This window comes from Vibrio echinoideorum, from assembly GCF_024347455.1.
GTDB lineage: Bacteria > Pseudomonadota > Gammaproteobacteria > Enterobacterales > Vibrionaceae > Vibrio > Vibrio echinoideorum.
In genome coordinates this window covers 825,766-850,276 of sequence record NZ_AP025483.1, presented here as the reverse complement: position 1 = coordinate 850,276, position 24,511 = coordinate 825,766, and the positions used below count along the sequence as shown (strand labels likewise).

22 protein-coding genes are annotated in these 24,511 nt (G+C 44.1%); 4 read left to right on the top strand and 18 right to left on the bottom strand.

What is annotated here, in order from left to right; translation table 11 throughout:
• Positions 1 to 51: 51 nt before the first annotated feature.
• Both OCV36_RS03990 and dnaQ read right to left on the bottom strand, forming a co-directional pair.
• The gene (locus OCV36_RS03990) at positions 52 to 1,299 is read right to left on the bottom strand and encodes a TIGR03503 family protein (protein WP_135456072.1); all 1,248 of its coding nucleotides are present in this window, start codon (positions 1,297 to 1,299) and stop codon (positions 52 to 54) included.
• A gap of 9 nt (positions 1,300 to 1,308) precedes the next feature.
• A complete protein-coding gene (dnaQ, locus tag OCV36_RS03985) occupies positions 1,309 to 2,097 on the bottom strand; it encodes a DNA polymerase III subunit epsilon (protein WP_210114717.1) in 789 nt (262 codons plus the stop codon).
• A gap of 56 nt (positions 2,098 to 2,153) precedes the next feature.
• On the opposite strand from dnaQ, the gene rnhA reads away from it, so the two are divergent.
• Complete coding sequence (gene rnhA / locus OCV36_RS03980) at positions 2,154 to 2,618, top strand: ribonuclease HI (protein WP_135456070.1); 465 nt, start codon at positions 2,154 to 2,156, stop codon at positions 2,616 to 2,618.
• A 112-nt stretch (positions 2,619 to 2,730) separates the two neighbouring features.
• Here the strand turns inward: rnhA and OCV36_RS03975 are convergent, their stop codons facing one another.
• Positions 2,731 to 3,513, bottom strand: a complete 783-nt coding sequence (locus OCV36_RS03975; RefSeq protein WP_102553626.1) for a class I SAM-dependent methyltransferase — start codon at positions 3,511 to 3,513, stop codon at positions 2,731 to 2,733.
• 53 nt (positions 3,514 to 3,566) lie between these two features.
• Between OCV36_RS03975 and gloB the strand changes: the two genes are divergently transcribed.
• The 3 genes from gloB (at position 3,567) to OCV36_RS03960 (ending at position 6,650) form a co-directional block, all read left to right on the top strand.
• Complete coding sequence (gene gloB / locus OCV36_RS03970; protein ID WP_017072649.1) at positions 3,567 to 4,325, top strand: hydroxyacylglutathione hydrolase; 759 nt, start codon at positions 3,567 to 3,569, stop codon at positions 4,323 to 4,325.
• Between the two features lie 70 nt (positions 4,326 to 4,395).
• Complete coding sequence (locus OCV36_RS03965; RefSeq protein WP_135456068.1) at positions 4,396 to 5,967, top strand: LysM peptidoglycan-binding domain-containing protein; 1,572 nt, start codon at positions 4,396 to 4,398, stop codon at positions 5,965 to 5,967.
• Positions 5,964 to 6,650, top strand: a complete 687-nt coding sequence (locus OCV36_RS03960; RefSeq protein ID WP_017072651.1) for a YIP1 family protein — start codon at positions 5,964 to 5,966, stop codon at positions 6,648 to 6,650. The genes OCV36_RS03965 and OCV36_RS03960 overlap by 4 nt, the downstream gene beginning before the upstream one ends.
• Before the next feature lie 97 nt (positions 6,651 to 6,747).
• On the opposite strand, the gene OCV36_RS03955 is transcribed toward OCV36_RS03960, so the two are convergent.
• The 15 genes from OCV36_RS03955 to ispC all read right to left on the bottom strand — a co-directional run bounded on the left by OCV36_RS03955 (position 6,748) and on the right by ispC (position 24,509).
• Positions 6,748 to 7,590 (bottom strand): endonuclease/exonuclease/phosphatase family protein, encoded by an 843-nt coding sequence (locus tag OCV36_RS03955; protein WP_135456066.1) that lies wholly within the window; start codon positions 7,588 to 7,590, stop codon positions 6,748 to 6,750.
• Positions 7,591 to 7,651: 61 nt separating this feature from the next.
• Complete coding sequence (gene glnB, locus OCV36_RS03950) at positions 7,652 to 7,990, bottom strand: nitrogen regulatory protein P-II (protein WP_004738609.1); 339 nt, start codon at positions 7,988 to 7,990, stop codon at positions 7,652 to 7,654.
• A 130-nt stretch (positions 7,991 to 8,120) separates the two neighbouring features.
• The gene (locus OCV36_RS03945) at positions 8,121 to 8,432 is read right to left on the bottom strand and encodes a c-type cytochrome (RefSeq protein WP_135456064.1); all 312 of its coding nucleotides are present in this window, start codon (positions 8,430 to 8,432) and stop codon (positions 8,121 to 8,123) included.
• Positions 8,433 to 8,489: 57 nt separating this feature from the next.
• Positions 8,490 to 9,836: a tRNA lysidine(34) synthetase TilS gene (tilS, locus tag OCV36_RS03940; RefSeq protein WP_135456062.1), complete on the bottom strand. Its 1,347-nt coding sequence runs from the start codon at positions 9,834 to 9,836 to the stop codon at positions 8,490 to 8,492.
• A gap of 123 nt (positions 9,837 to 9,959) precedes the next feature.
• Positions 9,960 to 10,919, bottom strand: a complete 960-nt coding sequence (gene accA / locus OCV36_RS03935) for an acetyl-CoA carboxylase carboxyl transferase subunit alpha (protein WP_102553632.1) — start codon at positions 10,917 to 10,919, stop codon at positions 9,960 to 9,962.
• Positions 10,920 to 10,964: 45 nt separating this feature from the next.
• A complete protein-coding gene (gene dnaE, locus OCV36_RS03930) occupies positions 10,965 to 14,444 on the bottom strand; it encodes a DNA polymerase III subunit alpha (protein WP_135456060.1) in 3,480 nt (1,159 codons plus the stop codon).
• Between the two features lie 159 nt (positions 14,445 to 14,603).
• Complete coding sequence (gene rnhB / locus OCV36_RS03925; RefSeq protein ID WP_135456059.1) at positions 14,604 to 15,224, bottom strand: ribonuclease HII; 621 nt, start codon at positions 15,222 to 15,224, stop codon at positions 14,604 to 14,606.
• Positions 15,225 to 15,263: 39 nt separating this feature from the next.
• Positions 15,264 to 16,460 (bottom strand): lipid-A-disaccharide synthase, encoded by a 1,197-nt coding sequence (gene lpxB, locus OCV36_RS03920; RefSeq protein ID WP_135456057.1) that lies wholly within the window; start codon positions 16,458 to 16,460, stop codon positions 15,264 to 15,266.
• Between the two features lie 130 nt (positions 16,461 to 16,590).
• Entirely contained in the window at positions 16,591 to 17,379 is a 789-nt protein-coding gene (gene lpxA, locus OCV36_RS03915; protein ID WP_017072659.1) for an acyl-ACP--UDP-N-acetylglucosamine O-acyltransferase, read from the bottom strand.
• A 1-nt stretch (position 17,380) separates the two neighbouring features.
• Positions 17,381 to 17,833, bottom strand: a complete 453-nt coding sequence (gene fabZ, locus OCV36_RS03910) for a 3-hydroxyacyl-ACP dehydratase FabZ (protein ID WP_017072660.1) — start codon at positions 17,831 to 17,833, stop codon at positions 17,381 to 17,383.
• A 93-nt stretch (positions 17,834 to 17,926) separates the two neighbouring features.
• Entirely contained in the window at positions 17,927 to 18,958 is a 1,032-nt protein-coding gene (gene lpxD, locus OCV36_RS03905) for a UDP-3-O-(3-hydroxymyristoyl)glucosamine N-acyltransferase (protein ID WP_135456056.1), read from the bottom strand.
• Between the two features lie 5 nt (positions 18,959 to 18,963).
• Complete coding sequence (locus tag OCV36_RS03900) at positions 18,964 to 19,464, bottom strand: OmpH family outer membrane protein (RefSeq protein WP_029224713.1); 501 nt, start codon at positions 19,462 to 19,464, stop codon at positions 18,964 to 18,966.
• A gap of 27 nt (positions 19,465 to 19,491) precedes the next feature.
• On the bottom strand, positions 19,492 to 21,897 hold the full coding sequence (gene bamA / locus OCV36_RS03895) for an outer membrane protein assembly factor BamA (protein WP_135456053.1): 2,406 nt from the start codon (positions 21,895 to 21,897) through the stop codon (positions 19,492 to 19,494).
• A gap of 48 nt (positions 21,898 to 21,945) precedes the next feature.
• Entirely contained in the window at positions 21,946 to 23,304 is a 1,359-nt protein-coding gene (gene rseP / locus OCV36_RS03890) for a sigma E protease regulator RseP (RefSeq protein ID WP_017072664.1), read from the bottom strand.
• Positions 23,301 to 24,509, bottom strand: coding sequence for a 1-deoxy-D-xylulose-5-phosphate reductoisomerase (gene ispC, locus OCV36_RS03885; RefSeq protein WP_017072665.1), 1,209 nt, complete (start codon positions 24,507 to 24,509; stop codon positions 23,301 to 23,303). Before ispC ends, rseP begins: the two co-directional genes overlap by 4 nt.
• Between the last annotated feature and the right edge of the window lie 2 nt (positions 24,510 to 24,511).

The window sequence follows — 24,511 nt, the reverse complement described above, 5'->3', positions numbered from 1 at the left end:
TTGCTATCTTGAAGTTTGTTCTCTCAAGACAACTCTAATTATATAGGCGAGTTACTTTGGCGCCTTAAGTTGCATCTCTGGTTGAGCTTTTTTCTTCGCCGTCACTTTACGAATCACAAACCAGATCAATAAGCCCAATAAAATTGCGACCACGTTACCCACCGCGATAATGATAATGCTGCGTTGCCTATCATCCTCACGCTTCTGAAGTATCATTAATTCTGCTGCGATCCGCTTCTGTTCCGCAAGTGCTTGCTCTTGAAGGCGTCGTGACTCCGCTAAATCGATATCTTCAACAACACTGTACGACTGCTCTGTAATTGGAAAAATCAGTGGACGTTGGCTTGAAGCATCAGTGGCATAAATCATCCCCGACCAGTTATAAATACCCAATTCACCATTATAAGGCACCTCTAAAGACACTTTCATCGCATCGACTTCGGCTTGGCCTTGCTTGTACATGACGTAATCATCAGGAGCCTTGTGCTCAACATGAACCGCCAAAGAACTCTGTGCAATCATGCCCTGCTCACCTGACACCACTATGGTATGAGGTAAACCTTCTTTGCGAGACTGAATGAAGGTGGTGGTGATTGGCGTGGGGTACACCAAGACTTCTTGCTCTTGTGCTCTCAAAAACACGCCATTACCAGAGGTTATACGAGCTCGGTATTTACCCGGCTCAATATCAATAGGTAACGATACTGTGAACACGCCATCTCCGGCTTTTTCATCAAAGTCTGCGCCATCGTCAGCAAACTCGCCCATCACAACAGGACCCGGGCGCGCTTCTCTTACTAAAGACTCTTCGTTTTCCACAAACTTAGTAAACGTGACTTTAAGTTTCACGCGATCAAGAAAATCACGCAGTACGAGAGGCTTACCATCTGATGTCAAACGAGCGGTGAATTTGATGTGTTCTGTTTGGTACAACTTGTTCGGAAATTCATTGGCGTCCAAAACAAGATGCGATAAGAGTTTAATGTTGTTCTTAGGTGAGACTTTGCCTACCGCTTGCCAAGGGCCTGGCATCGGCTTGTCGATAGAGATAATGTCCATTGAGGATTCTTCATACCAACGGACATTATCAGCATTGCGCCAAGAGTAATATTTCTTACCGTCAGGACGAACCAAGACGACGGGTTTAGAGTTATCGGCTCGATAAATCACAAAGGTGACTTGTTCAATGCTGGGATCAACTCGAAATCGGTTGTCCAATAAACTCATTACGGACTCTGTTGCTGCGTGTAAGCTAAAGCTCAACAACAATAAGTAACCGGTAGCCAATACCCTTAACATACTTTCTCCCTACTGACGCCAGAGGCAGCTTCCGCTTTTCTCGACGAGATCTAAACGACTTTGATGCGCTTCTACTTCATCGGCCGTAGCTCGTAAAACCTTTAGGGATTTTCTGCCACTTTCTGCTCTTCGTATACTTTCGCCTTCACCTTCCTTTTGGCCTGCGTTAAATTGCAGCGAAGTTTGGCCACCCGTCATCAATAAGTAGACGTCGGCTAGGATCTCGGCATCGAGTAATGCGCCATGGAGAGTACGGTGTGAGTTATCAATACCATAACGATCACATAAGATATCGAGGTTATTTCTCTTACCTGGAAATATCTTCTTAGCCATCGCCAAGGTATCGGTAACTTTACAGTAGTCATCCGTCTTACCAATCGCTGGGTTAAGCTTCTCAAACTCATAGTCCATGAAGCCAGTATCGAAGGGCGCGTTGTGAGCCACCAGCTCAGCACCTTTGATAAAGTCGAGAAACTCTTGATGGATATCTTGATACTCAGGCTTGTCCACCAAGAACTCATCGGTGATACCGTGAACGCCAATCGCCTCTTCTTGAATGGCACGATCGGGCTTAATGTAGGCGTGAAAATGGCGCCCTGTCAATCTACGGTTGATGATCTCGACTGCGCCGATTTCTACGATGCGATGACCCATGTAGTGAGGGCCACCTTCCGTATTCATACCTGTTGTTTCGGTATCGAGTACAATGATGCGCTTGTTTTCTGCGTTCGCCCCATTTTCTGATTTGGAGTTCGCTGCTGCGTCAACGCTTTGTTCTGGAGTGCTACTGGTATTCATAAGGATATCTGTGTCAGACTATGCCGATAATGTGCTTGGGATAATAGTATCAAATCATGACGAAACAAGTTGAAATTTTCACTGATGGTTCTTGTTTAGGCAATCCAGGTCCTGGTGGCTATGGCATCGTACTTCGCTATAAAAAAGTCGAAAAGACACTTGCAGAAGGCTTCACACTAACGACCAACAATCGAATGGAAATGCTCGCCGCAGTCATTGCGCTTCAAGCACTCAAAGAACCATGCTCTGTGATTCTAACAACAGACAGCCAATACGTACGTCAAGGTATCACCCAGTGGATCCATAACTGGAAAAAGCGTGATTGGAAAACAGCTGATAAGAAACCGGTTAAAAACGCCGACCTCTGGCAAAGGTTAGATAAAGAAACCGCGCGCCACACCGTTGATTGGCGCTGGGTAAAAGGACACGCAGGACACAGAGAAAATGAAATGTGTGATGATCTCGCGCGTACCGCAGCCGAAAACCCAACGAAAGAAGATACTGGTTACCAACCAAGTTAACGATCTTTTTTAAACAAGAAGTAAGATTTGAATCTGAAGTAAGTTTTTGAGTTTAGAGTTCTCGTTATATACGCTTCTAAACCCGAGCTAAAAATGAAAAGCCGCCCACTAGTTAGTCGGTTTTTTCTGTTTTTAACGGGTATATAGCCTTAATAGAATTCAGCGTACAACGGCTGTTGGTTCTAAAACTGGCTCCAACAGGAGAGAAACGTCGTTTAAGGTGCCAATGTGGCTTGATAGGCTTCAGCGGGTAGGTGCGCTTGCGAGCGACAATAAAATACTGACTTCCGGCAAAGGATGCACAACCACCTAAGCTGTTTTCCAACCATGTCCACATCGCTTGATATTTACTCATCGGGAACAGCGCATAGGTATCGCAATGAATAACTTCATAGTTCAGTACACCTAACCAGTCTTTTATTCGACTTGTCGTGTACATACGACCACTCCAGGGTAAGCTGTTCTTACGCCAAGGCAATAAACTCGCCAAGCCTGTCACACTAAACGGATTAAAACCGGTGATGATAATATAGCCATCGTCCATCATCACTCTGTCGACTTCTCTCAATAACCTATGCGGGTCATTGCTATAATCTAATTGATGACTGAGCACTACAACATCAAAACTTTTCTCCAAAAAGGGTAAATTATAACCATCCGCTATCACATTATGTAATGGGTTCTGGATATCTAGGTTTACTTGATGTTGAATGTTGCATGTGCAGCTAGAAATCTCACTACTGAGGCCACCGAGCTTGAGCATGTGGTAACCAAAAAGCTTTGGGCACCACTCATCGAGTCGAGTTTGAATAGATTCTCTCAACCAGTCCCCATTGTGCAACTGTGCCCAAGTATAAGGACGCTCAAACTTCTTTCTGCTACGCGCTGGCTTCATCAATAATCTATCTCACTTATTCTGTCTCACTAAAAGTGACTGGAGATCCAATAATGTTACATATCAAAAGCATACCTGCATTTAACGATAATTACATCTGGCTGATTGAAAATAGCGATCGCCGTTGTGCTGTCGTCGACCCTGGTGATGCCGCTCCAGTATTAGAGTACTTAGCACATCATGAGCTAACTTTAGATGCAATCTTGATTACACACCACCACCATGATCACATTGGTGGCGTTCCAGAATTAGTAAGGCAACATCCTGGTGTTGATGTGGTCGGTCCAAAGAACGAACCTATCCCCACTCTGACTCACCCTGTCGACGACGGTGACCAATTAGAACTGTTTGGTGAAGTCTTTTTAGTGCTAGGACTCAGCGGGCACACTGCAGGCCACATCGGTTATGTTGGTGATGCAAAACTATTTTGTGGCGATGTATTGTTCTCAGCAGGTTGTGGCCGAATTATGGAAGGCACACCACAACAAATGTTTGATGCGTTGAACAAAATCACTGCGCTCCCCCAAGAAACAGAAGTCTATTGTGCACATGAGTACACAGCTGCCAATATCGCTTTCGCACTTGCAGTTGAGCCGGATAACCAACACCTAAAGCAATATCGTGACCAAGTGAATCGACTGCGCGCTCAAAATAAGTCGACCATTCCCACAAATTTGAGACAAGAGAAGTTTGTTAATCCTTTCTTGCGCTACACCGAACCAAGTGTAGTTAAATCAGTGTCTAATCGTACCGAACAGACCGATCCTTTATCAGTCTTTACCGCTTTACGTGCGTGGAAGAACGAATTTTAACAAATACAGACTTGTCACTCATAGGGGGTGGCAAGTATTATCATCGGCCGTTTATTAAAAAGGCTGTAACATGCGAGTTAAGTACAGCTGGGCTTTGGTACTACTACTTTCTGGTTGCCAATTAACTCAGTCAGAGAATCCAGACCAAGCTTCCGAGCAAACCAACACATCTCCTACTAAAGAAGTTTCTCAAGCGAACGTTTCATCAGAAGCGACCAAAGAAGAACCCAAAGTTGACGCACCTGTCGTTACGCCACAAGCACAAGAAGACGTTTGGAAACGCATTGCGATGCAACTTGAAATGGAAGTGCCCGACCAAAAGAAAGTCGACTACTACCGAACTTGGTATCTAAAACATCCTAGCCATCTAAAAACTGTCTCACAACGTGCTGAACCTTTCCTTTATCTGATCACGACTAAGATTGAAGAAAAAGGCTTGCCGTTAGAATTAGCACTACTGCCTGTTGTAGAAAGTTCTTTCGATGCGTTTGCCTACTCCCATGGTAGCGCTGCAGGTCTATGGCAATTCATTTCTGGCACAGGCAAAGACTACGGGCTAGAACAGAACTTCTGGTACGACGGTCGCCGTGATGTTGCCGCCTCAACTGACGCCGCATTGGATTTCCTATCAGATCTCAACAGACGTTTCGACGGTGATTGGAACCATGCCATTGCTGCCTATAACAGTGGCGGAGGCCGAGTAAACAGCGCAATTCGTAAGAACAAAAAACTAGGTAAACCAATCGACTTCTTCTCTCTGGATTTGCCAAAAGAGACCAGCAGCTATGTACCTAAGCTACTAGCATTGGCTGACGTGATTGCAAATCAAGAGAAGTATGGCATCGACATTCCAGCGATTCCGAACAAACCCGTATTAACTCTGGTGAACCCAAATGAGCAGCTAGATCTAGCCATTGCCGCTAGCTACGCGGGAATTCCAGTTAAAGAACTGCAAGGTTACAACCCGGCTTATAATCAATGGGCAACGGCACCAGAAAAACACCAACAATTATTACTACCTCTAAGCGCTGTTGAGAAATTCAACAAAGAAGTGGCGGCCAACAAAGGCAAAGGTATGAAGTTGGTTCGTTACAAGGTTCAGTCTGGCGACAGCATCAGCGTACTGGCAAGTAAATATAATACCACCAGCAAAGTAATCCGCTCTGCAAACGGTTTAAGCAACAACAACATTCGTATTGGTCAGCACCTATTTATTCCAACATCAACCAAAGATGACAAGACGTATGCACTAAGCGCTTCAAATCGCCTAGCCAGCACACAATCGAAGAGTCGTGGTCAATATAAGCTCAGTCATACAGTAAAAAGTGGTGACAGTCTATGGACGATTGCACGTGCAAATAAAGTATCCCACCAATCACTGGCTAAGTGGAACGGTATGGGACCACGTGACACACTTCGAATCGGTCAAGAACTGGTCATCTGGAAGAACGGTTCAGATGGTGCCATCATCCGCACTATCTTTTATAACGTCAGATCAGGTGACACAGTCAGCGGTATTGCATCAAAGTTCAAAGTAAAAAGTGCAGATGTTGTAAAATGGAACACTTTGCAGAACAAAAAATACCTGCAGCCAGGACAAAAACTGAAGCTGTATGTTGATGTAACTAAGGTAAGTGTATGAACCCGTCAAGTAACCCACTCGTCATGCTGTTGGATATTTTCCGATCACCAACAGCTTGTTTCTTAGCGCTTTACGAACGAAGCGCTTGGGGGTGGCAACCCTACGTCGTATTAATTCTGAGCCCGTTCTTATTTTGGGGTGCCTATTTTTCGAATGTAGATTTTGCATGGTTAAGTGCTGAGTTGTCACAACAACTGGCTCAAACTAACCCTGACCAATTGGCGTTACTTGACAGCGATACCCTACTCGCGAGCGAAATCATCAGCGATGTGTTTGGTCGCACGCTAAGCATCGCCCTACTGGCATTCTGGTTTAACCTCGCAACAAAACCAAGCCAACATCAACACAGTTACTGGAGATGGTTTGCAGCCTCATCGGTCGTGATGTTTCCTGCTGTTTTAGGTGATGTAGCGAGCTACGCGAGCCTAATACTAAAACACGGACAAGTGATGAGCTACGCTGCTGACTTGAACAGCTTAAACGGCTTAATCAAGTTACCGCTAACCAATGACTGGTCACAGTTTGCAAGCTCATTACCGCTACTGCTACCTTGGTACATCGTACTCGGTTATGCAGCAGTGCTAACGTGGACCGAATTTGAACGCGGCCAAGCCCTCGTCATTTCGGGTTTGCCATGGGTTGGCTATTATCTAATCTGGGCACTCTACATTTTAATATTTTAAGCTGAAGAAATAAGGCTAGCGAACATTCACTCGCCTATTTATTCCATTAGCTTATTTATTCAGAGTAACCAAAATGTTAGCAGCTACTGGCTTATTACTATTTAGCCTTAAAGGTAACTAACATTGGATTATGATCAGAAGCGTCCGTAATGGGCGCTTTTGCTTTTTCTACTTCTAACCCTCGATAAAACACGTGGTCGAGCACTAACCCTGTCATAAACTGAGTTCGATTATCAGGTTCAAAAGCAACCTCATTCAAACCAACCTTTTCCAACGCACTTTTTAACACTGAAAAACGAGCTTCGCTCCAACTGTTAAAGTCACCAGCAAAGATGATAGGCCCACGATATTTCTGCAAATTATCAGTTAAGCTCTTAAGTTGTGATTCGTAATCTTCGGTACCAAACGTAAAGTTCACCGCATGAATATTGATGACTGCCAATTCTTCCCCATTACTCAACTGGTAACGAGACCAAAGTGCTGATTTTGGCAATTGAAGCCAAGGCTCTTCATGAGTATAAGCACAAGCTTCGATCGGCAAATGGGTCGCTAGATTGAGTACACCCGCACTTTGTTTAAAGGCTTCAAATGCATTAACACGAGTGCTGCCCCACTGGCCACTTGTCACCCACCGCCTAAGCCCTTCAGTCATACTTGCTTCTTGCAACAAGACTAAATCGCTTCCCGCGGATACTTGATTCAGTTCGCTCTGCCAGTTACTGCGGTTTTGCTTGTAGATATTCCACACTGTAAGACTTAATCCGTCTGAAACGTCAATCGCTTTTGGTGCTGAATTTTGGTAGCAACTATAGATATCATTACTGGTGTTTTGAGAAGATGTGATCAGGCTTGGTTTCTGAGGGATCACGAAGATAATATGAAAGCTAGCAACCGCGAGCGTTATCAATAAGGCGATAACAAAAATGGTTTTCTTAAACATACAGCACCCTACCAGAAATGAAAAAGGAGCGATAAACGCTCCTTTTAGGGTAATAGTTTTTTTATACGGCGTCTTCGTCTTCTTCGCCAGTACGAATACGTACCACACGTTCAACATCAGTAATGAAGATCTTACCGTCACCAATCTTACCGGTTTGCGCCGTTTCGATGATGGTATCTACGCATTGGTCAGCGACTTCATCAGTCACGACAATTTCTAATTTCACTTTAGGCAAAAAGTCGACCATGTACTCTGCGCCGCGATATAACTCAGTGTGACCCTTTTGACGTCCAAAGCCTTTCACTTCAGATACGGTCATACCTGTAATACCTACTTCTGCAAGCGCTTCACGTACATCATCAAGCTTGAACGGCTTGATAATGGCTTCAATCTTTTTCATGTTCATCCCTTAAACTGTGCGAATAGCTCATTATCGGCTAGCTATTGTAAACATTCAATGAAAAAAGCCAGAGCTTTAAAGCTCTGGCTCGTAATTTATCATCTTGTTTAATCAGCGCTTTAAGAAGGTTTTACTTAAGGCTTGCGTAATAAGCAGCTAGATTAGCGATATCTTCGTCACTCAGCATTGAAGCTTGAGCTTGCATCACAGCAGCTAAGCCACCATTACGCTGCTTTGTTTTGTAAGCATTAATTGACGAAACAATGTACTGCTCGTTCTGACCTTTGAGGTTTGGGTAACCAGGGATCACCGCGATTCCATCTGCACCATGACATGCTGCACAGATTGCTGCTTTTGCTTGACCTGCAGCAACATCACCCGCCAACGCGTTACCACTCAATAGTCCCAAGCCAAGAACTAATCCTAGTGTAATTTTCTTCATTGCATATTCCATTGATTATTTTTATTAAAGTAGCCTAAATTGTGACACAAACTTTTTCTACTTGCTCCAAAGCGCTTCACAATCTTGACCTTCGTAGTTTTTATCTACGAATAAGCCCAAAACAGCGATCACTCGATCGCCCTCCATCAATATGGGTGTTCTGCGCCTTAGCCAACTTGGCACCTGATATTCCTGGAAGAGCTTTTTGAGTTTTCTGCTATGCCCACGCCCAACAGGATGCGCAGATAACCCTTCAGGATTAAAGATAACTCGTAGTGTTTCGCTTGTATCCGACAAACTAAAGCTTTGCACATCACGGTTGTTAGATACGCCATCACTCAGCGCTGAATTTAAGTGTAGATCCCCTAAACCATCAGGCAGAACCAAGCTCTGACCCATCGAGATATCACTTTGCCAGTTCGACAAGTCTTTGGTCTCTTTCACGAGATAGAGCTGATGATTAAAGCGTCGAACTTCGGCATTATCCAACACCAGCTTAGGGTTAGCGTCTGCTTGAGCGCATGCGACTTCATCCCAAATCAACTTAAGTTGTTTTTGGCTCGGCATCGATTGCCCACAATAACTCAGCCACATTCTTAACAAGCGTGCACGCAATAAAACAGAATACTCAGATAACACCTCAATGCTTAGGCTTTGGCTCTTGATCTCACTGCCACCTAAAGCTTTGAGAAAGTGAGGCTCAATCAATTCATCAAGTAACGACTCTTGCTCTGCACACAGTAACGCGCTACGACTGACCGATTCACGGAAACTAGGCCAACGATTGATTAATGTTGGAGTCACCTGGTGTCGAATAAAATTACGGTCAAAGCGAAGATCCTGATTACTCTCATCTTCAACCCAGGTTAAGCCCATATCGCAAGCAGCTGCTTCAATATCCGGTCGAGTTATTGACAGCATAGGACGAACGATAAAAGCTTCTCCAAACGGCATAAATCTCGCCATAGAGGAGAGTCCTTTCGGGCCGCTTCCACGCTTTAACGCAAGTAAGAACGTTTCAAGTTGGTCATCTATATGCTGACCCGTAACCAAAACATCACCCTGTCTTACATGTTGCTTAAAAGCTTGATATCGAGCATCTCGAGCCAACTTTTCAATGCTCTCACCGCTATTGATATCCAAAGATACTCTTTCTACTGCTAGAGACACAGATAAAGCATCGCACCATACTTTACATTGATTTGCCCAGTCGTCAGCATTGTCACTTAGGCCGTGATGAACATGTACCGCAAGGCACTCAATGTCATGTTGTTTGGAATATTGAGCAGCCAACTCCAACAACACTCGGGAATCGACACCGCCACTGAAAGCAACGATCAGTCGGCATGGCTTGAGTGCGCTTTGATGAAGTACAGATGTGAAGGTTTCGATTAAGTGAGTCATGAGCGAGTGAACCATGAGAGTAGGTTTGAAGGGAGAATATTTTAATAATAAAAAAGGGTTGGCACTGAGTCCAACCCTTTCATCATCTTGTTACTCAAAGCTGACCTTATGCAGGCAAATTTATCAGCAGTAACCGTAGCTCATTAGGCGCTGGTAACGACGCTCTAGAAGCGCTTCGTTATCAAACTGCTCTAGTTCTTCTAGCTGTTTAACTAGCATGTCTTTCATATTCTGAGCAGTTTGTACTGGATCGCGGTGTGCACCACCTAAAGGCTCAGGAATGATTTCATCAATAAGCTCTAGCTCTTTAAGACGAGGAGCAACTAAGCCCATAGCTTCCGCAGCTTGTGGCGCTTTATCTGAATCACGCCATAAGATTGAAGCACAACCTTCTGGAGAGATTACTGAGTACGTAGAGTACTGAAGCATGTTCACGTAGTCGCCAACACCGATTGCTAGTGCACCACCAGAACCGCCTTCGCCGACAACGTTACAGATAACTGGCACAGATAGGCCTGCCATTACTTTTAGGTTTTTCGCGATAGCTTCAGACTGGCCGCGCTCTTCAGCACCAACACCTGGGTATGCACCCGCTGTATCGATGAAAGTAATGATTGGCATGTTGAAACGCTCAGCCGTTTCCATTAGGCGAAGTGCCTTACGGTAACCTTCTGGCTTTGGCATACCAAAGTTACGGATCACTTTTTCTTTAGTCTCACGACCTTTTTGGTGACCAATAACCATAACAGGACGACCATTTAGACGAGCCATACCACCCACAATTGCTTTATCGTCAGCGTAAGCGCGATCGCCCGCTAACTCTTCAAACTCTGTGAATGCATGCTCCAGGTAATCTTTGGTGTACGGACGTTGAGGGTGGCGAGCAAGTTGAGCTACCTGCCACGCACCTAGGTCACTAAAGATTTTCTGTTTAAGCTCTAAGCTTTTTTTCTCTAGCTGTTCAATTTCTTTGCCTAGATCTATCGCGGTATCACCACCGTGACGCGAAACGTCACGTAGCGCTTCGATTTTTGCTTCAAGTTCAGCGATAGGCTTTTCAAATTCTAGAAAGTTCAGGCTCATCTATGAATCCTTGTTGATTCAGCTCCACAGTCATGGAGCTAAATTTTAGTTAAATTCGAGTTCTACTTGGCTATTTCCAAGCAGCTGTTTTAATTCGTCTAGTAATGTATCACTTGGCGTCACACGCCATTCTGTGCCCAATGTTAACCGCGCTCTGGCGTCGGCACGTTGGTAGTATACATTGACTGGGACCGTTCCTGCTCTATAAGGTTCTAAGATTTGACTAAAGCGTTCAAAAAATTGACCATTAATTTGGGATTGTTCAATAGATATCGACACCCCACGAGCATATTTCTCACGGGCGCTTCCTAAGTCCATGACCTCACGCGCGGACATTTTAAGCCCACCATTGAAATCATCAAAGCTGACCTGTCCAGAAACAACCACAATTTTATCTTTTTCGAGCAATTCTGCGTAGCGATCGAGTGCATCCGAGAACAACATCACTTCCATCCGGCCTGATCGGTCATCAAGCGTCATCAAACCAATTCGTGTGCCACGTTTCGTGGTCATTACCCTAGCAGCAATCACTAAACCTGCAATCGTTAATGATTGGTCACGACGTGTTGGTGTGGCATCTTTCAAACGACAGCTGGTGTATTTAGCTAACTCTTTAATATAAGCATTAACCGGGTGACCCGTTAAATACAAGCCTAGCGTTTCACGCTCACCTTCAAGCCAAACCTTTTCAGGCCATTTAGGCACTTGAGTATACTTGTGCTCAACCTCTTCTGGAGCGTCAGTCAACACACCAAACATATCTGATTGACCAAAAGATTCGGCATGATGATGTTGGCTTGCAGCCTTAACCGCATCTTTCAATGATGCCATCATTGCAGCTCGGTGAGGACCTAATCTATCTAAGGCTCCAGATAGAATCAACTTTTCGATAACACGTTTGTTTACTTTTTTCAGATCAAGGCGCGCACAAAAGTCGAATAAGTCTTTAAAGTGCCCCCCCTTATTTCGCGCTTCAATGATCGCTTCAATAGGACCTTCACCAACCCCTTTAATTGCACCGATACCATAAACAATGGCACCATCTTCATCCACATTAAAACGGTATAAGCCTGAGTTAATGTCTGGTGGAAGAAGCTTGAGCTTCATACGGAGACACTCATCAACAAGGCCAATAACTTTTTCAGTGTTATCCATGTCTGCGGTCATTACCGCCGCCATGAACTCAGCTGGATAGTGCGTTTTCAACCATAGTGTTTGATAAGAAACCAGTGCGTATGCAGCCGAGTGAGATTTGTTAAAGCCGTAGCCCGCAAACTTCTCTACCAAGTCAAAGATCTTCATAGACAGTTCGCCATCAACACCATTGGCTTCAGCACCTTCCTTGAAGGTACCGCGCTGTTTTGCCATCTCTTCAGGCTTTTTCTTACCCATCGCACGACGCAGCATATCGGCGCCACCAAGCGTATAACCCGCAAGGATCTGAGCGATTTGCATTACCTGTTCTTGATACAGGATGATGCCGTAAGTCGGTTCTAGTGTTTCTTTTAGCGATTCGTGTTGCCACGTTTCATCAGGGTAAGATACTGCCTCTCGTCCGTGTTTACGGTCGATAAAGTTATCTACCATGCCTGATTGCAGAGGCCCCGGACGGAACAGAGCTACCAATGCGATAATATCTTCAAAGCTGTCAGGTTGTAGACGCTTGATCAGGTCTTTCATACCACGTGATTCCAGCTGGAATACCGCCGTCGTTTCAGAATTTTGTAATAAGTTAAATGACGCTTGATCATCCAGAGGAATCGAGTCGATGCGAATCGGAGCTTTACCCTCTTTTGCCAAACGTGGGTTCACTAAACCCAACGCCCAGTCGATGATAGTCAGGGTACGTAACCCCAAGAAGTCAAACTTAACCAAACCGGCCGTCTCAACGTCATTTTTATCAAATTGCGTTACCGGGAAGTTACCTTCCGCATCGGCATAAATTGGCGCAAAATCGGTAATCGTGGTTGGTGAAATTACAACACCACCCGCGTGCTTACCTGCATTTCGCGTACAACCTTCTAAGATTCGACATTTATCAATCAGCTCACGAACTTCTTCATCACCATCGTAAAGCTCTGGCAATGCTGGTTCAGCAAGGAAAGCTTTCTCTAAGGTCATGCCAGGATCAGGTGGGACAAGCTTAGAAATACGATCAACGAAACCAAATGGGTGACCAAGTACACGGCCTACGTCGCGAATTACGGCTTTTGCCGCCATGGTACCAAAGGTGATGATCTGAGACACGGCATCACGGCCATACATTTCAGCAACGTGGTCAATAACTTGATCACGCTTATCCATACAGAAATCGATATCGAAATCGGGCATCGATACACGTTCTGGATTCAAGAAACGTTCGAAAAGCAGGTCATATTCAAGTGGGTCAAGATCGGTGATATCAAGCGCATAAGCCACCAAAGAACCAGCACCAGAACCACGACCAGGACCTACAGGTACATCGTTATCTTTTGACCACTGGATGAACTCCATTACGATCAAGAAATAACCGGGAAAACCCATATTATTGACAACTTCGAGTTCGATTTTTAGTCGATCGTCGTATTCAGGCCTGCGCTCAGCTCTTACTTTCTCGTCAGGGAATAGGAACGCCAAACGACGCTCAAGACCTTCTTCTGATTTCTTAATCAGGAAATCTTCAATCGCTAAACCTTCGGTTGGAAAGTTAGGTAGGAAGTATTCACCCAAACGAACGGTTACGTTACATCGCTTAGCAATCTCGACGCTGTTTTCTAGTGCTTCAGGGATATCCGAGAACAACTCGCACATCTCTTCTTCACTGCGAAGGTACTGTTGCGCGCTGTAGTTTTTAGGACGACGAGGATCGACCATCGTAAAACCATCATGAATCGCTACGCGAATTTCATGAGCGTCAAACAGGTCTTCGGTCAGGAATACTACTTCGTTGGTCGCGACAACTGGCAGGTCTTCTTGCTCAGCAAGCTCTAAAGCAAAGTGCAGGTAAGATTCTTCATCCGGGCGTCCAGTTCGAATCAACTCAAGATAGAAACGATCTGCGAAATACGTTTTGTAAAACTCAACGCTGCTTGCGACCAATTCACGATTACCTTTCAGCAACGCTTTGCCTATCTCACCTTCTTTTGCACCCGATAAAATAATCAGGCCTTCTGCATGCTCAATTAGCCACTCTTTATCAATGACAGGCTGATGTTGCACATGACCTCGAAGGTAAGCTTTTGAGATAAGCAGTGTAAGGTTGTTATAACCTTTGTTGTTCGTGGTAATGACGGTGAGCCTAGTCAGCTCATCACCGAATTCTAAAGACTGCATCAAGAAGTCAGCACCAATAATTGGTTTAACCCCGCACCCATGAGCCGTACCGTAAAATTTAACCAAGCCACAAAGGTTGGTAAAATCGGTAAGTGCTAGAGCAGGCATACCCATTTCAGCGACTTTCTTAACTAATGGTGGCACCTTAGAGAGGCCATCCACCATCGAAAAATCACTGTGTACGCGTAGGTGAACAAATTTTGGATCTGACATTATTTTTCCTGAGTTCTAGGTTTGAGCCTAGGGTTACAACTGGGTGTATTTTATTTTTATCTACCGCAAGTAGGCAACTTTATTCGATAGCCGGTTCCAATCAATAGGAAGCCACTATCAATAAGAAGCCAAGGCAATATAAAGTTTAATCGATTCGCTTTAATCGATACCAAGGATCCGCTTTACGGGTTTAAAGCTTTTACGATAATGCTCGGTCACACCATGTTTTTCAATCGCTTCGAAATGTGCTTTCGTCGGGTAACCTTTGTGTTTAGCAAAACCAAATTCAGGATGAATCTTATCAAGCTCTTCCATTTCTTGGTCACGAACTACTTTAGCAATAATAGACGCCGCACTGATTTCAGCGACTCGCAAGTCCCCTTTCACGATAGCAAGACCGTCCATCGGCAATTCAGGAACACGGTTTCCATCGATCAATGCCATATCAGGTTGAATGCTAAGACCAGCAATAGCACGCTGCATGGCGACCATGGTCGCTTGCAGAATATTCAATTCATCAATTTCTTGTGGCGAGCAACGACCCACTGACCACGCCAGTGCTTTTTCTTTGATTTCAGGCAGCAGTGCAAGACGCTTTTTTTCAGACAGTTTTTTTGAGTCATTTAAGCCTTTAATCGGATTGCTGGGATCTAGGATAACCGCAGCCGTCACGACATCACCAACTAATGGCCCACGCCCGACTTCATCCACACCAGCAAATAATTGGTAACCTTGAGGATACTCAAAAGGAGGAAGCTCTTTTTTCTCTTTTACTGCCATAATTATTCTCTTAGTACTCTGTAAATCTATATGCGCGTATTACGCTTCAACAAACGGTCTATCAATTAGGTTCAGGACAGCGTTGGCGGCTTGTTTGTCCGCATCCTTACGGATCCAGTGATGCATCTCAGTAAAGCGCTCGATCAACGCACTGTTGTCCGCTGAGAGCATCTTATCGACAGAGGGGAACAAAAAGTCTGGGTGACACTCTTCAAGGATATGTTCTTTTACGATTTCTTCACCTGCCAAAATGTTAGGCAGTGAGACGAACTCGGTAATCGACAACTTCTTCACAATATAGCCCGTCAGCTTATTTACTTTATAGCCAACGACCATCGGACGTTTCAGCAACATACACTCAAGAGCGACGGTCCCTGAAGCTAATAGCACAGAGTCGGCAGCTGTAATCACGTTTCTCGCAGTATCTTCCACTAAGGTGAATTCAAGTTCAGGCGCCGTTGATTGCCAAATTTCAGTGAACTGTTTTTTACGCTGTTCATTAACGAGCGCAACAACAAAATTGATATCAGGGTATTTCTGCTTAATGCGCTGACAAGTTTCAATAAATGGTTGAGCAATCAAACTCATTTCACCACCACGGCTACCCGGTAATACAGCTAACCACGGCTTGTCTTGCTCTAAACCTAAAAGATCACGAGCTTCTTTTTGACTTGGTTCCAAGGGAATCGCGTCTGCCAATGTGTGGCCAACAAATTCACAGGCAACGTTGTACTTATCGTAAAACGCTTTTTCAAATGGTAGAAAGGCCAATACCAAATCGGTTGCCTTGTCGATTTTAAAGATACGTTTTGGACGCCAAGCCCAAACTGAAGGACTAACATAATGAACGGTTTTAATACCTGCTTTCTTAAGATCTAACTCAAGCCTCAGGTTGAAGTCAGGAGCATCAATACCAACAAAGACATCTGGCGGGTTTTGAGTGAAATATTTAACCAGCTCCGCTTTCACTTTTAACAAGCGAGGCAAACGGCCCAGCACTTCCACTAACCCCATTACGGCAAGCTCTTCCATTTCGAAAAGAGATTCACAACCCAGAGCCTTCATTTTTGGCCCACCAATACCAACGAATTCAGCATTCGGGTACTGTGACTTAATCGCTTTAATAAAGCCCTCACCAAGCGTGTCACCAGAAAGTTCTCCGACAACGATACCTACGCGTAGTGGTTCATTCGAAACAAAGTCCGAGTTATTGGTTTGTGTTTCTTGCTGTGCCATATTCTTCCAATTCCCTTCTTACCTAAAACAAAAAAGATCGCCTAACAAGTAGCGATCTTTTTGTTATACCAATCTGATGAAGTAATTATTGGTCATACTCACGTTGATTGGTACATAACCACATCAAGTATTAACGAATAATGCCGCGCTCAGAGTTCTCTAGCATTTCTAGCATAGGTGCAACTGAAGTAAACTCTTTCGCCATTTCAACTAAAGCTGCTTTAGCTTCTTCAAGTGTTTTACCTGAACGGTATAACTCTTTGTACGCTTTCTGTAGTGCACGAATTTCTGGTTTCTCAAATCCGTTACGCTTCAAGCCCACTAGGTTAAGGCCAAATGGCGCCGCATGGTTTCCCTGTGCAAGTACGTACGGCAGTACATCTTGAACAACAGCAGAACAGCCGCCAATGTAAGCATAAGCGCCAATTGAACAGAATGGGTGAATCGCAGAAAGTGCCATTACACCAGCGTAGTCACCAACCGTTACGTGACCACCAAGGATAGCGTTGTTACCGATGTGAGTGTGGTTACCAACAACAACATCGTGTGCTACGTGAGCATTAACACAAAGTAGGTTGTCATCACCAATCACTGTGGTTGCTTTATCTTGAACCGTGCCACGGTGGATTTGAACCGCTTCACGAATCACGTTGCGATCACCGATCACTACTGTCGTATGTTCGCCACCGTATTTCTTATCTTGGTTTTCTTCACCGATAACAGCGTGTGGAAAGATGCGATTTTCTTTACCAATGGTTGTGTGACCTTTGATCACAACATGCGACATCACTTCAGTGTCGTCACCAATTGTCACGTTACCAGCAATGTAAGTGAAAGGCCCAACCGTCACGTTAGCACCGATAGTTACATCACCTTCGATTACTGCTGCCGGGTGAATTTTCGCTGTTTCATGAATCATATTAAAACTCTCTACGAGCACATTTAAGTTCAGCTGAACAAACTACAACGCCGTCAACTTTAGCTACGCCATTAAATGATGCGATACCACGGCGTTCTTTCAAGAATTCAACTTCGATAACTAATTGGTCACCAGGGATAACTGGCTTACGGAATTTTGCTTTATCTACGCTTGCAAAATAGTAAAGCTCATTGCCAGAAGGTGCACCAAAAGATTTAAATGCTAGGAGACCTGTTGCTTGCGCCATTGCTTCTAAAATCAACACACCCGGAAATACAGGAAGTTGTGGGAAATGGCCTGTGAACTGAGGTTCATTGACAGAAACATTCTTAATCGCGGTCAATGTTTTTTCTTTTTCAAAGCTAGTCACACGATCAACCATTAAGAATGGGTAGCGATGAGGTAATAGTTCCTGAATTTCAGTAATGTTCATCGTTGTCTGTTCAGTAGTCAAAGTCGTATTCCTATATGTATTCTTTATTTAATTAGAAGGATTATAAACGAAAAAGACTCGCTGTACGCGAGCCTTTTATTAGAAATGCTGGAATTATGATTCCGCGCTCTTCTCGATAAGTTTTTCAACGGTTTTCAGACGCTTGTTCATTTCATCAATGCGATGAACACGCGTCGCTGTTTTACGCCAATCTTTGTTTGGCTGTAAAGGAATACCAGAGGAATACATACCTTTCTCAGTGATGCTGCGCATTACCATCCCCATACCGGTGATTGTAACGCCATCGACAACTTCAATGTGACCATTAATCACACAGCCACCACCAATAATACAGTACTTACCTATCGTCGTGCTGCCAGCAATAATAGTACCACCAGCAATCGCTGAACCATATCCGATGTGAACATTGTGAGCAATTTGAAGTTGGTTATCTAAGATAACGTTATCTTCAATGACTGTATCGTCTAATGCACCACGGTCGATAGTAGTACATGCACCAATTTCTACACGATTACCAATGCGAACCGAACCAACTTGAGGGATCTTAACCCACTCGCCTTTTTCGTTCGCATAACCAAAGCCATCAGAACCAATCACTGTGCTCGATTGAATCAAACACGCGGTGCCAATAACCACTTCATGATAAATGCTGACATTAGCCCATAGCTTAGTACCAGCGCCAATTTGAGCATTTTTGCCGATAAAACAACCAGCACCAATGATCACATCATCACCAAGGACCACACCAGATTCAATCACAGCATTTGCACCAATAGACACGTTTTGTCCAATGGTCGCATCACCTGAAATTGAAGCTGAAGCCTCAATAGCCGAAGCCGGTGCAGGAGTAATATCCAACGCTTGAGCAACTTTAGCAAAAGCAACATAAGGGTCATTAACCACTATTACATTGGTTTTACACAGTTCACGTTCACTCTCTTTAACCATAATAGCGGATGCTTTACAGTCACCTAGGTGCTTGCTGTACTTAACGTTAGAAAGGAACGTAATGTTACCTTCTTGCGCTTTATCCATAGGGGCAACAGCTGAAACAGTAATCGTACCGTCTCCGTGTAACTCTCCCCCGGTAATTGTTGCCAATTCGGCTAAAGTCAGGTTCTTCATAAAACTTATTTCAGTGATTTAATTACTTGCTCAGAGATATTGTATTCAGGCTTACCGTATTGCAGAGCTTGAATATCAACAATCATGTCGTAGCCTTCTTTCTCTGCAACTTTTGTTACAGCATCTTGAATCACTTTGAACAGCTTCTGCTTCTCTTGTGCTTCACGACGTTGGCTTGCTTTTTCTAGTGCTTGAGCTTTGATTTTGTATTTGCTGTCTAGTTGACCTACCTCAATACGAAGCTTCTCAACTTCATCAGGGCCTAGCAATTCGCCATCACGCTTAAGCTTTTCAATCTTAGTTTTAGCTTCTGCTTGAATGCTTTGTAGCTCAGCCGCTTTATCTTTGAACTCTTCCTGCATTTTTTGAAGAACAACTTCACGCTGAGGTAGAGCCTGGAATACTTGTGCAGTGTTTACATAACCCACTTTTTGTGCAGCTTCTGCAGCAGTAGCAAAGAAAGAAGAGCTAATAACTACAAGGCCTAAACCTGCTGCTTTAATCATATTTTTCAAAATATTGTCCTTTAAATATTAGAAGGTTCTACCAATGGTGAATGTGAAGAACTCTTCATCATCACCTTCGTAAACTTTAATTGGTTTCGCTAGAGAGAAAACCAGTGGGCCCATTGGCGACATCCATTGAAGAGCGGCACCATAAGATGAACGATAATTTGTTGGATCAGAATAATCGTAGTAATACTGACTGCCGCTGCTCGGTTGATTGCGGTCTACGAACTCGGTATCCCATACACTTGCCATGTCGAAGAAGACACTGGTTCGAATCTGACTGCGCGCTTCATCAGAAGCAAACGGCGTCGGTACAATCAGTTCTAAACTAGCCAAAGCAACCGCGTTACCACCAACTGAATCATCAGTTGCGGAGCTGTAAGTTGGGTTATTACCCGTGCTGCTTCCGTAAACGGCTTTTGGACCTGCCGAGTTAGAACCAAAACCACGCAGCGTAGTGAAACCACCCGCATAGTAGTTTTCATAGAATGGGAACAAGTTATCGTTACCATCTGTTTGACCATAACCATTACCATAGCCTAATCGGCCACGCATCAATAGAGTGAACTCATGCTTTTTGGTCAGCGGGATGTAATGTTTTACGTCGTATTGCGCTTTGAAGTACTTGGCATCAGAACCTGGTACCGTTATTTTAGCGAAAGCACGTTGGTGGTTACCCTCAGTTGGGAAGAAACCACGGTTAAGATTGTTACGTGTCCAAGAAATATTGATATCGAAATCATCAGTTAAGATATGTTCGTCACCATATTGGTCAATACTTCTCGCGAACTGCTCAACTTGAATATAGGTCGGAACGTTACCGATTTTGTTGTGCGTATAACCAAAACCAAATTCCAGACGATTCAGCTCATCCACAGGGAAACCCCATGTAAGGCTGGTACCATAACTTTGGTTGGTATAGTCGACGATACCCGCTTCAGATGCTTCGAATTCGTTATAGAAGATCTTACCGCCTAAACTCACACCATCAAGGTTCCAGTATGGGTCACGGTAGTCTAAGCTCACGTTCTTCTGGTAATCGTTCATCATGGCACTAACGCCAACACGGTTACCTGAACCGGCGAAGTTATCCTGTTGCAAACCAACTTGGAAACTAACACCAGACTCAGTACCGTAACCAACACCAAAGTTAATACTGCCCGAGTTCGCTTCTTTAACGTTGTAGACCAAATCAACTTGGTCGTCACTGCCTGGAACACGGACCGTTTGTACGTCCACAGTTTCGAAGTAACCTAAACGGTTCAGGCGACTCTTACCCGTATCTATTGATTTCGAGTTAAGCCAGCTACCTTCCATCTGACGCATTTCACGACGTAATACTTCATCTTTAGTCGAGTTGTTACCCGTAAAGCGAATATCTCGAACGTAAATACGACTGCCCGCTTCTACATTAATGACTAACGAAACTTCTTTCGTTTCATCATCAAATTCAGGGATAGTACGAACTTGCGGGTAGGCATAACCTGCTTCACCAAGAATTCGTTTAACGTTCTCTTCCAGTGAAGTCACCGAAGAACCGTTATAAGTATCGCCATCTTCAAAAGGAACTAATGCTTCAAAATCAGCTTCACGACCGATTAACTCACCACGAAACGCCACATCTTTAACTGTGTAAGCTTCGCCTTCATCAATACCAAGCGTGATGTAAACGCCTTTCTTGTCTGGAGAGATCGCTACTTGTGTTGAATCAACCTTAAACTTAAGGTAACCACGATCAAGGTAGTAAGATTTCAGTGCTTCAATATCGCCAGCCAATACTTGCTTCTGATACTTTTCATCCGCAAGGAAGTTCCACCACGCAACATCTACGTTTAGGTTAAAGCGGCTAAGCAGTTCAGCATCAGAGAAAACTTTGTTGCCGATAAAGTTGATTTGCTGAATCTTGGCGGATACGCCTTCAGTAAATACAAACTTAAGGTCAGAACGGTTACGCGGCAAAGGCGTAACAACGGCTTTTACTGTCGCGTTGTACTTACCAACACTGTAGTAAAAATCTTCAAGACCTTTCTCAATGTTGCTCAGCGTTGTACGGTCAAGAGCTTCACCTTCACGAACACCAGACGCATCTAGGTTTTGTTGAAGTTGTTCTTCTTTGATCGCTTTATTCCCTGAGAATGAGATGCTTGCGATAGTTGGACGCTCTTTAACTTGAACAACCAATACACCCTCATCGCGAAGTACTTTAACGTCCTCAAAGTTACCTGAAGCATATAATGCACGAATGATCTCAGATACATCGCCTTCATCCACTTCATCGCCAATACGCACTGGCATTTTCAGTAGAGCTGCACCTAGTGCAACACGCTGTAAACCTTCGATCTTGATATCTTGAACCACAAAGTTTTGTGCCCCGTTCGCAGCCACACTAGTGGCCAATAGACTTGCGAACAGAATTTGCTTAATCGCCATACTTATTCTAATTATTCCTTGCTACTACCAATGCCTGTAAGAAACCATTTACAGACGAGTAAAATCATTAAATATTGCCAGAGCCATCAAAGAGAAGAGGATTGCCCCTCCCACTCTATATCCAATCTCCTGAATTTTCTCAGGGACAGGTTTGCGAGTAACAGCTTCAATAGCGAAAAAGAGCAAATGTCCGCCATCAAGCATAGGCAGCGGAACCAAATTAATAATACCTAAGTTAACACTAATCAGAGCCAAAAAGCCTAAGAAGTAAACCAGACCGTAATCAGCGGTTGTACCTGCGCCTTTCGCTATTGAAATAGGGCCACTCAAGTTATTTAAGCCTACATCACCAACGATGAGCTTTTTAAGCATTGTCAGCGTCAAACCAATGATTTGACCTGTTTTATCAAATGCTTTTCCTACAGACTCAATTACACCAAATTGTAACTCAAAGCGATAGTCTTCTGGCCATTCTGCGACTTCTGGAGCAATACCCGCGTAGCCAATTGTAGAACCATCAGAAAGCTCTCGACTTTTTGGCGTCATCACCAAGGACTGTTCAAGACCATTTCGTAAGACGACTAGGTCTAATGATGTCTCCGGGTTTGCACGAATTAACTCAACAACCGACAGCCACTGTTCAATGGACTGACCATTAATCTCAATAATTTTATCGCCAGCTTCTAGCCCTGCAGAGTATGCAGCACCGTCGTCAATCACTTGAGCAAGCACTGTCGATATCTCTGGAGAGTAAGGCCTAAAACCAAGCGTTGTCATTGCAGATTCAGTTTCTGGATTAAACGACCAGTCTGAAATATCCAATGTCATTTTTTGTTCAAAGCCGATATCGTCTTGAGAAGAAACCGTTACTGTCATGGATTGGTCACCAATATGGGATATCAAACCCATATTAACGGATTCCCAATCTGCGGTTTTGATTCCTGAAACAGATTTAAGTTCCATCCCACTTTCAATTCCGGCTTGTGCAGCAATAGATTGCGGAGTGACTTCACCAATAACGGGTTTGACCGCCGGTACACCAATCAAAAACACCAACCAATATGCAAAGACGGCAAAGATAAAGTTAAATGCTGGGCCAGCACCTACAATCGCCGTTCGTTTCCACAACGGCTTCTTGTCAAAAGCATATTGTTGCTGTTCTTCAGTGATATCGTCAACACGACCATCGAGCATTTTAACGTAGCCGCCCAGTGGAATCATTGACAGACTATATTCCGTGCCATCACGACCAATTTTGCTCCAGATTGATTTACCAAAACCAATCGAGAATTTTTCAACTTTCACACCACAACGACGAGCAACCCAGAAGTGTCCAAACTCATGAACAGCGACCAGAATGCCAAGCGCTACGATAAAAGATGCGAAGTTCCACAGGATTCCACTCATGTTAGCTGCTCTTTAATAAATTGAATGGCTATTTGACGTGACATATTATCTAGCTCGAGAAGGCTTTCCAAGCTATCTAGGCCCTCAGAGTTATGTTGTTCACATACTTTGCTCATAACATGTTCGTTAATGACAGCAATATCGGTAAACTTCACTCGATTGTTCAAGAAAGCATCGACTGCAATTTCGTTTGCAGCGTTAATTGCAGTGGTTGCATGCTGACCTAGGTAGCATGCTTCAATCGCTAATCTTAAACATGGGTAACGGCTAAAGTCTGGTTCCAAAAAGGTAAGTTCACCTACTTTAGTGAAATCCAGAGGCTTAACACCCGCTTCAATACGCTCAGGGTAAGACATGGTCAGCGCAATTGGCGTCGCCATATCAGGCTCGCCCATTTGAGCAAGCACGGAGCCATCCTTGTACTGCACCATTGAATGAATAACAGATTGAGGATGAATAATGACTTTTAACTGTTCTTCAGAAGCATTGAACAACCATTTCGCTTCAATATACTCTAGGCCTTTATTCATCATTGTTGCTGAGTCGACCGAGATTTTAGGACCCATAGACCAATTAGGATGAGCAATGGCACGCTCAGGGGTCACTGAATCGAGTTCTGCAACGTCGCTATAGCGAAAAGGACCGCCAGAGCCAGTCAAAAGAATATGGTTAATACCGTTAGCTTCAAGCTCACAACGGCCTAAATTAGTTTGTACGTTTTTAGGCAGGCATTGAAAGATAGCATTGTGTTCACTGTCAACAGGAAGTAGCTCAGCACCGTACTTTTCTACAGCATCAATAAACAACTGCCCAGACATCACCAAGGCTTCTTTGTTCGCAAGCAAAATACGCTTACCAGCCTTAACCGCTGACATCGTTGGAAGTAAACCGGCAGCACCAACAATAGCAGCCATTACCGTATCAACTTCTTTTAGAGAAGCGACCTGACACATACCTTCAGAACCTGAAAGCACCTGAATTTCTGGGTAATTAACTGACAACACTTCAGCCAGTTGGGACGCCGCATCTGGGCATGCCATAGCAACATAATTCGGTCGCCACTTTTCAACTAACGCCAGCATCTTTTCAACATTTGAACCCGCAGCCAGTGCAAAGACTGAATATAAAGCTGGGTTTTGCTCAACGACTTTTAGTGTACTTGCACCAATTGAGCCGGTAGCGCCAAGGATAGTTAGATTTCGCATCA